This is a genomic window from Bremerella volcania (genome assembly GCF_007748115.1).
GTDB lineage: Bacteria > Planctomycetota > Planctomycetia > Pirellulales > Pirellulaceae > Bremerella > Bremerella volcania.
Genome location: NZ_CP036289.1, coordinates 1,626,936 through 1,640,660, shown reverse-complemented (window position 1 = coordinate 1,640,660; position 13,725 = coordinate 1,626,936). Strand labels below are relative to the sequence as shown.

The following is a 13,725-nucleotide window of genomic DNA, read 5'->3' as shown; positions in this document are numbered from 1 at the left end:
GGCTTCGACTAGCCCCCTTTTGCCATCGCTTCCTTGAGCATCGGCGAATCCCACGCAGACAGCGACTTCACTTCTTCCAGGGCTGCTTCATTCTAAAAGCCTGCCGGCCGCACCGCTGTTATTTCAAGATTATGAAATTGGCATCTTAACTCTAGCAAATAAAACGCACTCACCATCGGTCCAAAACCGAAATGAACTTGACTTCGTCTTTATCTTAAGACGTTTTCATGTACCAATCGGACAACTGAATCCCTCTCCCAGGCACCTCGCCATGTTCAAGCTATATGTGTTGGTCCTTGCCGCTTCCAGCTTCTCGATATCGCTGCTTCTTTCCACCATCCTTCCTGCCCAACCGCCTGTCGATGAGAAGAAAGTGATTTCAATTCCCCTCGATCCGCTGGCGGAAGCGAAGAAAGATGGCGACCTCTTGGCCTGGATTCACTTCGGGTCGGTCAAGTTTGGCGGAACCGATCCTCTCTACCAGTTGCGCGTGCTGAAGGATGGAACGGCGATCGCCCCCAAGGACTACCGCCAGCGCGAGTCACGGCTGAAGCTTGCCGACGAGGAAATCAAGACGCTAAGGAAAACCTTACTGAAAGAAATCGCGATCGAGCAGATCGCTGGCCCTTGGTTTAATAGCAAACCGAATCGCTGGGATGGCAGTCAAGATTGTTATCTCGTGCGTGATGATCAAAAGGTCATCACGCTAACGTGCGAATATGGCTGGCCGTCGGCGACTGCCAACCAGGATCTCATGATCCGACAATACCTTGACGTCATGCAAACGTATACGGACTTGATTCAACTGGTCCGGGCCGGCGGCAAAGAGGCCGTTGCCCGGCAACTTCCCCTGGCCAACGAGGGCCTGAAGAAGTACTCGCCAGAGTCCGCCCCATTCTCGATCGAAGACTTCACCTTTGGCGAAGACTTCCCCGATGGGCATCGCCGATTGACCTTCCTGCGCGAGAAGAAGCTCGAAAAGGATCAGTGGGAGAAAGTACGCGTCGAGGTTCTGGTGCCCGACGAAGGAAAGCCTCGCCTGGGAGACGTCACCATCAACGGCAAACGCCATAAGTCGTAGCGAACGCTTCACAAACACAAAACAGACCAAATAATTGCACGCAATTCTCCCCTCGGCTAGGGTAATGTGGTATCCGCTCCCCTCCCCTACTCCCAAGCCAGGAGTTTTCGATGCGCGCTTTTCTTTGGACTGCTCTGTTGGTGTCATTTACTGCCGCTCCCCTGATGGCTCAACAAGAGTCGAGCGATGCGATCGGCCCGATCACGATTGTCCCGAACCAGGCCTCTCAATCTTCCCTGGCGGAGGTTCAGCGTTGGCAAGAGAAGTTGCAGTCAGCAACCGCCGAGATCGACTTCATTGAAACACCCTTGAGCGATGCGCTGCAGTTCGTCTCCGAGCAAATCGACGTCCCCATTCGCATCGATCAGCGCGCCCTGGACGACGTCGGTTTTGACATCGAAACGGAGGTTACGCTGAAAACGCCGCAACTCGCAGCCAATACGCTATTGCAGCTTCTTCTGCGTGAAGTCTCGCTGACCTATCTCGTCGACTCGACCGGCGTGGTGGTAACGACCTGGGAAACCGTCGAATCGCGCCTGGTTCGCCGCGTCTACCCCATTGGCGATCTGGTCCACGAAGGTCCTTTGTCGGATCCCGATTACCTGATCAAGGTAATTACCTCGACCGTCGAGATTCCGCTGTGGGAGAATGTGGGGGGCCCCGCTTCGATGAACCACTATCAAAATACCCTGATCGTCGATCAGACCGATGAGGCCCACCGGAAAATCGAGAGCTTGCTCGCACGGCTGCGTCAGGTGAAGCAGCAGCCCAGCGACGCGTACGCCACGGCGGCTCTGTCCGTCCATCCCCTTGGCGACCAGGCCAAAGACGTCGATGCCAAATTGAACTCGGTCCGTGTTCCGATCGAGTTTATCGAAGTACCACTGGAAGACGTAACGGAATTTCTGGCCGATATAAGCGAGATCCCAATACATCTCGACGGACATGGGCTCTCCGACATCGGCATCCACGGCGATTGCACCATAACTCACCGTCCCAGCAGGACTTCCATGCGGTAGTCATCGCCCCAGCCGCATTTTAATCGTTTGTTCTTCACGCCGACCTTGGCTGTCTTGTTGTTCTTCAGCAGGCTCAGGCTCGTCCTTCGTAGCAGGCTAAAGTTGGCGTCGGCGTGCCCTTTGCGGATGCGAGATTGATCTTCACCGAACGTCACGTCCAGTTGCCAGTGCAGGCTGTTTTCAATGCCCCAATGACCGCGAACGGCCTCGGCGAAACGCTTGCCGGAAAGGTACTTGCTCAGGATATAGTATCGCACCTCGCTCGTCTCGTTCCCGCCTTGCTTCACGATATTGATCGTCATCCCGATCGCCCTCAAGTTCGACCAACGATCTCGTGTGATGATCTCGTCGTTCACAGGGCAGATATAATAGGAACGCGACTCCTCGCGACCATGCCCTTTCTCGTGCGTTTCGTGACGGTGTACTTTGGCTCGCTTGAAATTGCTTTCCTGCTGCGCGACAAAAAAATCTTCGATCGAATCGTGGAGGGTCGGCTGATTGCGCTTCACGGCCAGGCAATAATCGGCTCCCTGGTCGACGATCTTCTGAGCGATGTCCTGTTGGCAACCTTGAGCGTCAATCGTCACTAAACTGCCGGAAACCTCGACGATTTCAAGCAGTTTGGGAATGGCGGTGATCTCGTTGCTCTTCGCGTCGGTTACTACCTGGCCGAGACTCACATGATTGGCAGTCGCCCAGGCACTGACCATGTGAATGGCCGCCTTGCTGCTGGCCTTGTCGAAACTCCGCCGCAGCGTCTTGCCGTCAATCGCGATGATCTGCCCGTCGGTGATTTCGTGTAAGGCGGTGATCCAAGTCAGCAAACACTTCTCAAACTCAGCCGGATTCAGCGAAGCCAAGATCGCATTAAAGCGATCGTGCGAAGGGATGCCGGAACTCAAATCAAGGAACTTACCCAGCCACTCCTTCTTCATCTCGGCCCAGTCGGCGATAGCCACAAAATCATCCGCCCCACTCATCACCGCACACAGCGCGATGGTCACGATATTCGTTAACGGATAAGTCACCTTGCGAGTCCGCGGATCGGTCAGATCGGCAAAGCACTCTTGAAGGGAAACAGGCGAACGTGACGACATGAGAAAGGCACCTGAGAACACCGGATCAGGCCGCGACAACCTCCGTCACAAAATCGCCTGACCGCCATTGCCTCAGTGTCGCAGATAACCCATCATGGCGCAATCGCCGTGCATCGGCATCACCTCGGATCAGCCAATTTCGATCCAGTCGAAAGAGCTATCCGCGAAACAAACGCTCTCGATTCTTTCCCAGCAGTATGACCTTGTCTGGTACTCGGTCCGGGGAATGATCGTCGTGACGGCGGCCGCGGAGGCTGAAAGCGAGTTGGAAATCCGCGTCTATCCGGTGCGCGACCTCGTTTGGCACGGTCTCGACATTCGTGATGCGAATCTCCGAACGAGGCTCTGGCAGTTGACTCGCTGGTCTCCCGAAGACCTATTCCATGCGGCAGGCAGAACCGATCTTAAATCGACCGATCTGCCCGAGATGCCCGACTTCGACAACCTGATCAGGTCGATCACCTCGTCCATCCAGCCTGACTCGTGGGAAGAATACGGCGGACCAGGCGCCATCGCCGATTGCCCCTTGGGCGACTGCCTGGTGGTGGCGCAAACCCGTGAAATACACGAAACAATTGCCGAACTGCTCGAGCAAGTCCGCACACAGAGAAACCCGTCTGACGCAGCCAAATTGACGCAGCAAATCGAACAACTCGGCAAGCAGGTAATCACGGCCCAGTATCAGCCGTACCAGGTAAGTGATTCCAATTCCGATCTCAACCGCGAAGACTTCCAGGCGATTGCCGATCAAGTCAAACCGTTGATCGAGCCTGATACCTGGGACAATACGGACCACTTCATCATTGCGACGCAACGAGGCCTGATCGTCCGACATCAGCGGGATGTTCACGAGAAGATCTCAAAATTCTTCGACCAAATCGGCGTCGGCCTGCCCAGTCCTCCGCTGGCGCCTCCGGCAACCTACTCCAGCGATGGAACCAACAGCACCCAGAATCCGTCCCCCAACAAGGAGCCAGGCGGCTTTGGATCGTCATCCCAGGCCCCGGCCGACGGTCAGCAAGGCGGATTCTTTTAATTCGCGTTCGTTGGAATCTTTCCGTTTAATCAACCGCTGTTAGTGGGTGCCGCATGTTCCCCGATCTGACTCCCGTTAACTTATTACGATTCACGCTTCGGATACTGCTCTTCTTTTTACTTGCTGCCCCTGGCTTCGGTCAGCAAGTGAGCTCCGAAGAGACACCAACCATTCGAACAATCGCTGACCCATCGGCCCTTTCCGAAGTACAGCGCATCGCGAAGATCGAAACCCAACTTCGGACCAGCCGGGCCAAGCTGGACGTTCAAGACCTACCACTGCAGGAAGTTACCCAGCTCCTTTCGGCCCAGTTCGGCATCCCCATTCGCCTGCACGATCGCGGGCTCGAAGATATCGGCTTGTCCAAGGATACTCCGGTCTACTTCACACTAACTGAGGTTTCGGCCGATACGCTCCTGCGGCTGCTGCTGAAAGAGTACGACTTGACGTACGTTATCGAAGCGGAAGGAATCGTCATCACCACTCCTAATGAGGCCGAGGAGAAGGTTCTCGCCAGATTCTATAACTTCGAAGAAATCATTCCTGGTCCGAATCGCGATTACGACTCAATCATCTATTTGTTGACGTCTGTTATCGAACCGGAGGCGTGGTACGAAGAGACTGGGCCCTCATCGATCATGCCCTACCAAAATGGAATCATCCTACGGCAAACGCTGGAAGTCCATCAAAAGATTGTAGGCCTGCTGGCCGTCTTACGCGAGGCCAAACGCTTGCCCGCAAATGAATACCCAACCAAGGCCCTGATCGCCACTCCATCAGGCCAAGCATCCGCGGCCATTCGAGACAAGCTTCTCCACACCAAGATGAATCTGGAAGTCGATCAGTTACCACTGGTCGAAGTCTCCCAGCTTTTCGAAAAGCAAACTTCCATTCCCTTCTATATCGAGCGCCGTGCCCTCGAAGACGTCGGCGCAAGCCTCGAAGACTCCATCAATTTATCGCTACAAGATACCAGCATTCACCACGCATTAAACGTGCTGGCAGAGCAGTTCGAGCTGGCTTGGTTCACTACAGGGGAAGTGGTCGTTATCACCACGCCCGAAGAAGCGGAGAGCGAACTCGAGGTGCGGGTCTATCCCGTTCGTGATTTGACCTGGAATGGATTGAACCCGGAAAATAGCGACGTACGCAAGCTGATCGATGCGACCGCGAAATATAATTCCCAGGGATTTGGAGGGGGCTTTGGGTACGGCGGTTGGCCTTCAAGCTTACGCGTCTGGGACATTCCTGAGCTTCCCAGTCGGATCGAAGACGTGGGCCAAGCGATTGCCATTCACGTCGAATCCAATTCGTGGGAAGAACTCGGTGGCCCTGGTTCGATCACCTACTTTCAAGCGGCCGATTGCCTGGTCGTTTCGCAGTCCCAACAAGCTCATCAACAGATCGCCGCTCTGCTGCAATCGATTCGCAACCATCAAAAGCCACTCGATCCGAAGGAACTCGCCGAAAGAATTCGCCTGGCAGACGAGACGATCCTGATGATGTTTTACACCGTCCCGCGTGATCGTCAGGGAAACCCCAAGTTCACCTCAGAAGAATTGAACGCAATCTCCCTTCGAATTCAAAAGCTCATTGGCCAAGGCACCTGGAACGATGATTCCTATTTCATCGATGTCACCCAAACCAAGATGATTGTCCGGCATCGGCGTGATATCCAACGGCAAATACAACAATTCTGGTCGCAACTAGGAACGGATGAATCGAAGCGTTTCCCTTGGCAAAATGATTCCGGCAACCTGGGAAATCGCATAGGAAACAACGACAACAATAACTCGACTCCTCAACCTGCACCGTCGCATGATCCCACGCCCGCCCCGGCAAGCAGCACCCCTGTTCCACAGTCAGGCGGAGTTTTTTAAAAGACAATGGAAAGTCGCATGTCACCAACGCCATCCTTTGCACAAAGCCCATACCGCTCCGTACTGATCGCTTGCCTGCTCGGTTTTCTGCCATGGGGCGCTGCGATGGCTCAGTTTGGCCCAGCGTTTCAGATCGAAGCCAATCCTCTCGACTCTCCCCAGCCTCCTGCCCTTGTCCCACCACGGTCCGAATCGCTGGAGTATCAGCAAGTCGACGCGATCGAGAAGCGAGTTCAAGCCGCGCGGTTGGGGCTGCAGGTCGTCGACATGCCGTTGGACCAGGTGGCTCAAATTTTTACGCAGCGGACGGGCATTCCAATGCGGATCGATGAGCGGGCGTTGGAAGACGTCGGGCTCAGCACTGATACGCCCGTCACGTTCAATCTTCCCGAGGTTGCGGCGGAGACGCTCTTGTACTTGATGCTGAAAGAATTGGACCTGGTCTTTGTGATGGATACCGGTAGTGTCATCATCACCACTCCGGAGGAGGAAGAGTCGAGCCTGCGTACCAGGTTTTACGCCGCCGAAGACATCTTCAACGATCCCAATCCAAACTATGACTTTCTGATCCAGATGCTCACGACTTGCATGGACCCCGAATCGTGGGAAGAGTTAGGCGGCCCAGGTAGCATTGCCCAGCTTCGCAATGGAGTCATCATCTCTCAGACCTATCAAAACCATCGCCATATCCAAGGGCTGTTTGCCGCACTAAGGCGCGTGCAGAAGTCTCCTCGCCAAGGGGATCTGCCGGTGATGATGTCGGTTTCTCCCTATGCCCAGCAAGAGGCTCAAGTGGCCCGGCGACTACGTCAGGTACGCACCACGATCACGCTGACCGACGCCCCGCTCGGAAGTTCGATCGCGGCGATGTCGAACTTCAGCCGCATACCGATGTTCATCGATAACCGGGCACTTGAAGACGTCGGCCTATCGAACGATGTGCCTGTCACGATGCAACTGAGCGATGCGAACATCGACTACATGCTCGACGTCATGCTGGAGAGGCTTGAGCTGACGACGATGATCCTGGGAGAAGTCGTGATCGTCACCACTCCCGAAGAAGCCGAGAGCGAGCTTAAAACGTTTCTTTATCCGGTAAAGGATCTCGTGCGGTACGATTCGATCACCGGAAGAGAGTTGACCAAACGCGGCGTGACTGGTGAGTTCGATCGTTTGATTGACGCTATTACCACCACGGTCGAACCGGAATCGTGGGAAGAGCTCGGGGGCCCAGGCTCCCTGGCCCCTTTCCCTTACGCCGATTGCCTGGTGGTCTCGCAGATAGGGGACGTGCATCGCAAAGTGGCTGAACTACTGGAACAGGTCCGCAAAGCTCAACCGAAAGTAAGCCCAGCCGAGCCGCAAGCGAGCTATCAACCGTTGACGCCAGCCCCCATTAGCCGCCCGGAAAACGCGCCGGAACCGGCCGCTGGCGAGAGCATCATTGTGGTGTCGTATACCCCGGAGAAATCGCGTGCCGGGGAGTTCTCACGAGAAAAGTTCGCGCGCATCGCCGAGCGTTTGAAACAAGTCGTTGCTCCGCAGAGTTGGGCTGGCGAAGAGTACTTCGCCGACGCGACCCACAATGGTGTGTTCGTGCGTCAGAGCCGCGACGTGCAGCGAACGGTCGCCAGTTACCTGGCCAGCCAAGGCCTCATCGCGCCGCCAATTGAAGAAGAGGAATCTCAACCTCAGCCAATGCCTGCTTCTGGCCAGCCACTGCAAGCACCAGGCGAAAACCCGCCGACGGTCGATTCAACCGCGGGCGGGAGTGGTATCTTTTAGGGGACGCGGATTAAAAAGTACGCGTCAGAAGAACGGCAATTTCGCTGTCGAACAGCTTGTTCTCGCCATCTTTCAGCGGAGCCACGCCTGCGACCGTTAGCAGGTAGTCGTTGCCCAGCTGAAAGCGAAGACCAGCCGTTGCATTGAGCACGTCAATGCGATTGAACGGGTTGGTCACCACGTCGCCAACCGAAGGACCGGCACTGGTCAAGTCGGTGTCGTTGATGGTGGTCGAATAGTGAAGCTCACCAATGACGGCTGCGCGGCGAATAAAGCCGCATCCAGAACAATCTTCGTAGAACCAGTGACCAACCGAGTAGTCTAGGTACAGGAAGTTCTGTTCCTGATAACGGCCAAACTCGATGTCGCTTGCAGTATCCGGCAGAAGGAACGTCGAACCATTCAGGTCGAAGTCGAGTTGCATGATGGCCGTCGACCAGGTCCGTGACGAGTGCTGACGAAAGTAGGCAACAAAGGGAAGCAGGTGGACCGATTGATTGTCAACCACTGCGATCGTATTGCCCGTACCATCCAGCAGGTGACCATCCCTTGCCGTTGGCAGGTTCAAGGTCAGACCGGCAGTCACGGCCGACTGATCGCCACATTGATAGAGGATACTCTTGAAGACCAGGTTCATGTTGCCGAATTCGACGTCCGATTGATCGCCCGATGCGTTGAGCTGTTGCGACGAATCGAGACCACCCACGATCGGCAAACGAAATTCGATCGAAGACGAACCGTCTAGGATGGTCTTTTCAAAACCGAGCGTCACACGATCAACGTCAATGCCCTCGCGGCTGATGTTGCGGACCGGCTGGCTGAAGTGGTTATAGTTGACGAACCAACGATCGACAGGGATCGGGCTCACATTTTCGGTAATCTTGTAGCGCCGATCGCCACCACCAATTGGGACGTTAAAACCATTTTCGGGCAAGGTACCGCCATAGCTGGGGCCCGCAATGCGTGCCGTGTTGCCGAAGAAGTCACCAATGGTCGCGTTGCGGAAACCAACGCCTTCTGAAGCAGAGGCAAACTGGGTGGATGTGGCAAACGTGGTCGCCGGCGATGGCATCGGCGGAAGATCATCGGCCGGCTGCGTCAGGTCATCCGTCATGGGCATGTCGTCCATGGGGATCATGGGGGCCTGGGAATCGTCGTCGCTTGGAGCCTGATAGTAAGGGCTCGGCTGGCATGGCGACGGCGGACAAGGACTGACGCATTGGCATTTCTTTGGTGCGCAACCACAGTCGGCTGCCAGACTCGTTGAAGTCGAGACAACAGACGCCATCAGGGCAGCCAGCGCCACCATCCAAAAGCGGCAATCCATGGGTTCGTCCTTGATTTGATTCACAGGCGATTAGGGGGTTCGCTACGTCCATGCGCAAACGCAGCCGTTGTAGTCATTTCTCGGCATCCCCCACAGTGACTCTTCATGCTTGCATCATACGAATCATTGGAGAAATCGGAATTTGTCGACTTCTCGATCGTGCCAATCGGGAAACCTTATCCAGAGCCCTCACTCGCAGCCCTTTGCTAGCAGACATCCAAGCGGAGATGAAAGCGGATGAGGCCGCGCCGCGACGACCGGTCAAGAAAGCTCGCTAGAAATAGAAAGAGGCCCGACGAACGATCTTAGCCGGGTCTCTTGGATGCGCGGTGCCGGTTACTGCTTCTTATTCGTAGGCCGGGCAGCGGGAAACTCGCACAACGGAATACTGGTCGTCGGTTCGGCGATCACTTCGGCCAGCGTCGTGTCACGAAACGCTTCTTCCACACTGGCCATCGCGTTATCCAAACGGCGATGAAGCGGACACAGGTTCTTGCCGTGCGCCTTCAATCCCAGCGGACACGTCGAAATCCGCACGATCGGGTCAACCGCGTTGACCACTTCCAGAATCGTCAACTCTTTGGGCGACTTGACCAGCGAGATCCCGCCCCCAACCCCCCGCTGAGACTTCACGACCCCGGCGCGGACTAATCCCTGCAGCACTTTCGACAGATATGCGATCGGTACCTTGGTACTGTTGGCGATTTCTTCGGTAGTCGAACTTCCGGGAGCTGTATAGGCCAGGTGGCAAACAGCTCGCAATGCATACTCAACGGTTTGTGAAAACATCGGTTTCCCACACCAGGAGCCAAACTGGACATTGACATCCAATTATTCTGATCGTAGATTGAAATAACAAACAGGACATCGGTATCCTGAATTGTAACCGCCCCATCCAGTTTAGCCTAAGATTGTCACTTACTCGATTGGGTTAGCCATGAAACAGATCGACGAAGCACGTTTGGAATCAGATTTGGCCTATCGTTTCGGCTATTTGCTCGAATTCGTGGGTTTTGGTGGGGATGATATCGAAGCCATTCACGGCGCGGCCGGGGCACTTGCTCCGCTGGTCCCTTCCTTGGTCGACGCCGTTTACGACAAACTGCACGGCTACGATGCCACCTGGCGACACTTCGTACCCCGCCAGCACGGCTATGAAGGGGACGTTCCCACGTCGGTCGAAGACCTCTCGATGGATCACGAGCAGATCCAGTTTCGCAAGCAGCACCTTGCTCGTTATTTGGAATCGCTGGTTACCAAGCCGTACGATGAAAAGATGTTGATGTACCTGGACATGGTCGGCAAGATCCACACGCCGGCCGCCGGCAGCAAAGAACTGGATGTACCGCTGGTACAGATGAACGCGTTGATGGGTTTTGTTGCTGATGCATTGATCGCCACGATCACCGGGCTGGGGCTCGATCGAGAGACGGAAGTCAAAACCTTGCGTGCGTTCAACAAATTGCTTTGGCTGCAGAACGATCTGATCAACAAACATTACGTACCAGCGCGCGAAGCCGTGGCCTAGGAAGGGCCATCCCGCGCACCAGCAAGACAACCAGGCAATTGTCTTGGCCCCACATTAAAAGCGATTACCGACAAGACGACGGTAATCGCTTTTCTATTTCCCGGGTGCGTTCCATCCAAATCTTGGAGTGGCCCAGAGAGATTTTTCTCTGGGTGGCCAACGGCCACAAGCGGCTCGTGCATCATGCACAAACAGAATAGAACATTTCCCTCTTCAACAAGCTCCACTGATGAGCCGCTTGTCGGCAGTGCCGACCCAGAGATCCTCTCTGGGGCACCCTAAGTAGGCCCTAAGCGGGTTGCTTTTCCGTTTCCTGAAACAGATGCACATCGCGTTGCGGGAAAGGAATATGAAATCCTCGCTCGTCCATGCGAACCTTGATCTCTTCCACAAGATCGCATCGTGTTGCCCACCAGTCGGACGTCACCACCCAGCCGCGAACCTTAAAGATGATCGCGCTATCCCCCAGTTCGAACACACGCACTTCGATCGCCGGGTCCTTCAAGATGCGCTCGTCCGCTTCCAGAATCTCGATAAACAGCTGCTTCACGGCGCGAATGTCGTCGTTGTAGCCGCAACCGATTTCTAAATCGACCATGCGTGTCGCATGGCCGGTAAAGTTGGTGATGACGTCACTGGTGATTTCGCCATTGGGGATGATCACCCGCTTGTTGTCGATCGTGCGCATCACGGTGTGAAAGATGTGCACTTCCTGCACGATCCCGGTCGCTCCTCCCACTTCGACAAAGTCCCCCACGCCAAACGGCCGGAACAGAATCAGCATGATGCCTGAGGCAAAGTTCGACAGCGAATTTTGTAGCGCCAGACCAATGGCGAGCCCCGCGGCACCCACCACCGCCGCCAGGGACGTGGTATTGATCCCTAGTTGATTGAGCGCCGCGATCACCACCAGCCCGATCATCAGGGCGTATGCGATGTTCGACAGGAAGCCTGAGAGGGTGTCATCGATGCGGCTTCGCTTCAGACCTCGATTGAACAAGCTGCGAAAGACACGCGCGGCAACCCACCCCAGAAAGAGAACCACAATCGCCGCCACCACGTTGGTGATCCAGATCGGTCCCTGTTCAAATACAAAGTTCGAGGCTTCCGTGTAAAACTCGGAAAGGCGGGTAATCGCGTCCTGGGGTGCTTTCTCGTCGGGAGCAGCCTGGGCAAATAGCAGCATGGATCGTTCTCCGTTCAATCAAATAGGCATGGCGCATGGGCAATGCCTTCGATTATCTGCAAGGCGCGCGCCAAGCCAAGATCAATCCAAGAAACGAATCAGGCCGCTGCGTAGGAACACAGCGGCCTGAACGAAATTCTTTCACTTGGATGGATCTTGGTTACTTCGAGTTCTTCGTGACGCCATCCCAGTCATCGGTGCGGAACGGAGTGGCTGGCAGCCCTTGCGAGTTCTGCAGGTTCGCCACCGGGTTATCCCCCCAAGCGTAGCGAACGGCTACCGGCTGTTTCACTTGATCACTCGAAACGCGAACATGCGTGCCATCGACGATATCCGCTTTCGCGTTCACGAACTTCTTGTCTTCACCGGCGATCGTGAAGCCCTTCAGGGCACGCGTGTCGAAATAGTCGAGCTGGCTGCCGTAAGTATCAAACTCGAGCACGATCGCATTACCATCGACCTTCATCGACTTGTAGCGTGGGCTCTGGCTGATGATCTTGTAGCCATACTCGTTCGCCAATGCCAAGCGAGCCAAACGCTTGGCGACGTCTTGCTTGTTCTTGGGATGAATGTCTTCCGCTTCACCCAGGTCGATGATCACGGCCTGCCCGGTATGGGGCAGCTTATCGAGGGTCATCGTCTGTGCTTCGCGAAGTTCGGCCCAAGCGCTGTCGCCCGGCTGATCGCGTTCCTGCAGGAAGTCGGCCAGCTGAACCCAATAGAAGGGAAATTCATCCTGGCCCCACCTATCGCGCCAGTTCTGAATCATCAGCGGGAACAGGTCACGATACTGATACGCGCGACCGGCGTTCGATTCCCCCTGGTACCAGATGACGCCACGAATGCCATAACCGATGATCGGATTCAACACGCCGTTATAAAGGTTCGCGGGACGATGCTGATTGGTCAGCGGGTTACGTGGCGCACGAGGCTGACCGCCTGGCTGTGGCTTGCCTTCCTTCTTTGCCTGGGCCGCCTTTTCTTTCCAAGCTTCCAGGTTCTGCTTGTACTGCTGGACCGCTTGCTCGTGATTGTAAGTCGCTTCGGTCTTTTCCCAGCGGGCCAACAGTTCGTCGAACTTGCCGCTGCTCTTGAGTAGATCACGCTCGACCCAGGCTTCGGCGGAAGAACCACCCCAAGCATTGTCGATCAAACCGACCGGCACATTCAGAGTTTGCTGAAGCTGACGTCCAAAGAAGTAACCCACCGCCGAGAAGTTGCCGACCGTATCCGGCGTGCAGGCTTCCCATTTACCATTGAAGTTATCTTGCGGCTCTTGCGTGCCGACTTGAGGAACGCTGATGAAGCGAAGCTGTGGGTAGTTGGCCGTTAGCTTCTCGAGGTCGGCATCGTTCGACGAATTCACGTCCCACTGCATGTTCGATTGGCCGCTGCAGACCCAGACTTCCCCAACCAGAACATCAGTGATCACCTTTTCGGCGTCCCCGCTCCGGACAACCACTTCATGCGGACCACCAGCGGGCAGCGGCTTCAGTTCGGCCTTCCACTTACCATTGTCGTTGGCCGTGACGGTCGTCTTCTGATCACCCAGCGTGACGGTCACTTCCGCGCCTTTGTCGGTCGAGCCCCAAATAAAGATGGGCTTGTCGCGCTGCAGCACCATGTGATCGGTGAACAAGTTCGGCAAAGCCAGTTCCGCTTGTACGGAACTAACCACAAGCAGTGCGAATAACGTGGCAAGCGTGCCACTTTTCATCCAATGCGAAATCATGCAGATATCTCCAGGTAGGAAAAGGGAACAGTAGTTGCGGCAAGACCGATCACT

General features: G+C 55.4%; 11 protein-coding genes. 6 read left to right on the top strand and 5 right to left on the bottom strand.

What is annotated here, in order from left to right; translation table 11 throughout:
- Nucleotides 1-271: 271 nt before the first annotated feature.
- Together Pan97_RS06645 and Pan97_RS06640 are read left to right on the top strand one after the other, a co-directional pair.
- Nucleotides 272-1,081 (top strand): hypothetical protein, encoded by an 810-nt coding sequence (locus Pan97_RS06645; protein WP_144971335.1) that lies wholly within the window; start codon nt 272-274, stop codon nt 1,079-1,081.
- Between the two features lie 110 nt (nt 1,082-1,191).
- Entirely contained in the window at nt 1,192-2,100 is a 909-nt protein-coding gene (locus Pan97_RS06640; protein ID WP_144971334.1) for a hypothetical protein, read from the top strand.
- On the opposite strand, the gene Pan97_RS06635 is transcribed toward Pan97_RS06640, so the two are convergent.
- A complete protein-coding gene (locus tag Pan97_RS06635) occupies nt 2,070-3,197 on the bottom strand; it encodes an ISAs1 family transposase (protein ID WP_144970136.1) in 1,128 nt (375 codons plus the stop codon). The genes Pan97_RS06640 and Pan97_RS06635 overlap by 31 nt on opposite strands.
- 94 nt (nt 3,198-3,291) lie before the next feature.
- On the opposite strand from Pan97_RS06635, the gene Pan97_RS06630 reads away from it, so the two are divergent.
- The 3 genes from Pan97_RS06630 to Pan97_RS06620 are packed head-to-tail and all read left to right on the top strand — an operon-like array spanning nt 3,292 to nt 7,898.
- Complete coding sequence (locus Pan97_RS06630) at nt 3,292-4,233, top strand: hypothetical protein (RefSeq protein WP_144971333.1); 942 nt, start codon at nt 3,292-3,294, stop codon at nt 4,231-4,233.
- A 53-nt stretch (nt 4,234-4,286) separates the two neighbouring features.
- Complete coding sequence (locus Pan97_RS06625; protein WP_206668923.1) at nt 4,287-6,113, top strand: hypothetical protein; 1,827 nt, start codon at nt 4,287-4,289, stop codon at nt 6,111-6,113.
- An 18-nt stretch (nt 6,114-6,131) separates the two neighbouring features.
- Nucleotides 6,132-7,898: a hypothetical protein gene (locus Pan97_RS06620; RefSeq protein ID WP_144971331.1), complete on the top strand. Its 1,767-nt coding sequence runs from the start codon at nt 6,132-6,134 to the stop codon at nt 7,896-7,898.
- A 10-nt stretch (nt 7,899-7,908) separates the two neighbouring features.
- On the opposite strand, the gene Pan97_RS06615 is transcribed toward Pan97_RS06620, so the two are convergent.
- Both Pan97_RS06615 and Pan97_RS06610 read right to left on the bottom strand, forming a co-directional pair.
- Nucleotides 7,909-9,225 (bottom strand): hypothetical protein, encoded by a 1,317-nt coding sequence (locus Pan97_RS06615; RefSeq protein ID WP_144971330.1) that lies wholly within the window; start codon nt 9,223-9,225, stop codon nt 7,909-7,911.
- A 336-nt stretch (nt 9,226-9,561) separates the two neighbouring features.
- On the bottom strand, nt 9,562-10,014 hold the full coding sequence (locus Pan97_RS06610) for an RrF2 family transcriptional regulator (RefSeq protein WP_144971329.1): 453 nt from the start codon (nt 10,012-10,014) through the stop codon (nt 9,562-9,564).
- 148 nt (nt 10,015-10,162) lie between these two features.
- Between Pan97_RS06610 and Pan97_RS06605 the strand changes: the two genes are divergently transcribed.
- Nucleotides 10,163-10,753: a protoglobin family protein gene (locus Pan97_RS06605; protein ID WP_144971328.1), complete on the top strand. Its 591-nt coding sequence runs from the start codon at nt 10,163-10,165 to the stop codon at nt 10,751-10,753.
- Nucleotides 10,754-11,042: 289 nt separating this feature from the next.
- Here Pan97_RS06605 and Pan97_RS06600 read toward each other — a convergent pair whose 3' ends face one another.
- Nucleotides 11,043-11,939 carry a mechanosensitive ion channel family protein gene (locus Pan97_RS06600; protein ID WP_144971327.1) on the bottom strand — a complete coding sequence of 299 codons (897 nt, stop codon included), beginning with the start codon at nt 11,937-11,939 and terminating at the stop codon, nt 11,043-11,045.
- 160 nt (nt 11,940-12,099) lie between these two features.
- The gene (locus Pan97_RS06595; RefSeq protein WP_241676366.1) at nt 12,100-13,671 is read right to left on the bottom strand and encodes a sialate O-acetylesterase; all 1,572 of its coding nucleotides are present in this window, start codon (nt 13,669-13,671) and stop codon (nt 12,100-12,102) included.
- Nucleotides 13,672-13,725 lie beyond the last annotated feature (54 nt).

What these genes read in the sequence shown, in the direction of transcription:
- Pan97_RS06600 (WP_144971327.1), bottom strand. Translation starts at nt 11,939, where the DNA reads ATGCTGCTATTTGCCCAGGCTGCTCCCGACGAGAAAGCACCCCAGGAC.
- Pan97_RS06605 (WP_144971328.1), top strand. Translation starts at nt 10,163, where the DNA reads ATGAAACAGATCGACGAAGCACGTTTGGAATCAGATTTGGCCTATCGT.
- Pan97_RS06635 (WP_144970136.1), bottom strand. Translation starts at nt 3,197, where the DNA reads ATGTCGTCACGTTCGCCTGTTTCCCTTCAAGAGTGCTTTGCCGATCTG.
- Pan97_RS06595 (WP_241676366.1), bottom strand. Translation starts at nt 13,671, where the DNA reads ATGATTTCGCATTGGATGAAAAGTGGCACGCTTGCCACGTTATTCGCA.
- Pan97_RS06620 (WP_144971331.1), top strand. Translation starts at nt 6,132, where the DNA reads ATGTCACCAACGCCATCCTTTGCACAAAGCCCATACCGCTCCGTACTG.
- Pan97_RS06615 (WP_144971330.1), bottom strand. Translation starts at nt 9,225, where the DNA reads ATGGATTGCCGCTTTTGGATGGTGGCGCTGGCTGCCCTGATGGCGTCT.
- Pan97_RS06640 (WP_144971334.1), top strand. Translation starts at nt 1,192, where the DNA reads ATGCGCGCTTTTCTTTGGACTGCTCTGTTGGTGTCATTTACTGCCGCT.
- Pan97_RS06610 (WP_144971329.1), bottom strand. Translation starts at nt 10,014, where the DNA reads ATGTTTTCACAAACCGTTGAGTATGCATTGCGAGCTGTTTGCCACCTG.
- Pan97_RS06625 (WP_206668923.1), top strand. Translation starts at nt 4,287, where the DNA reads ATGTTCCCCGATCTGACTCCCGTTAACTTATTACGATTCACGCTTCGG.
- Pan97_RS06630 (WP_144971333.1), top strand. Translation starts at nt 3,292, where the DNA reads ATGGCGCAATCGCCGTGCATCGGCATCACCTCGGATCAGCCAATTTCG.
- Pan97_RS06645 (WP_144971335.1), top strand. Translation starts at nt 272, where the DNA reads ATGTTCAAGCTATATGTGTTGGTCCTTGCCGCTTCCAGCTTCTCGATA.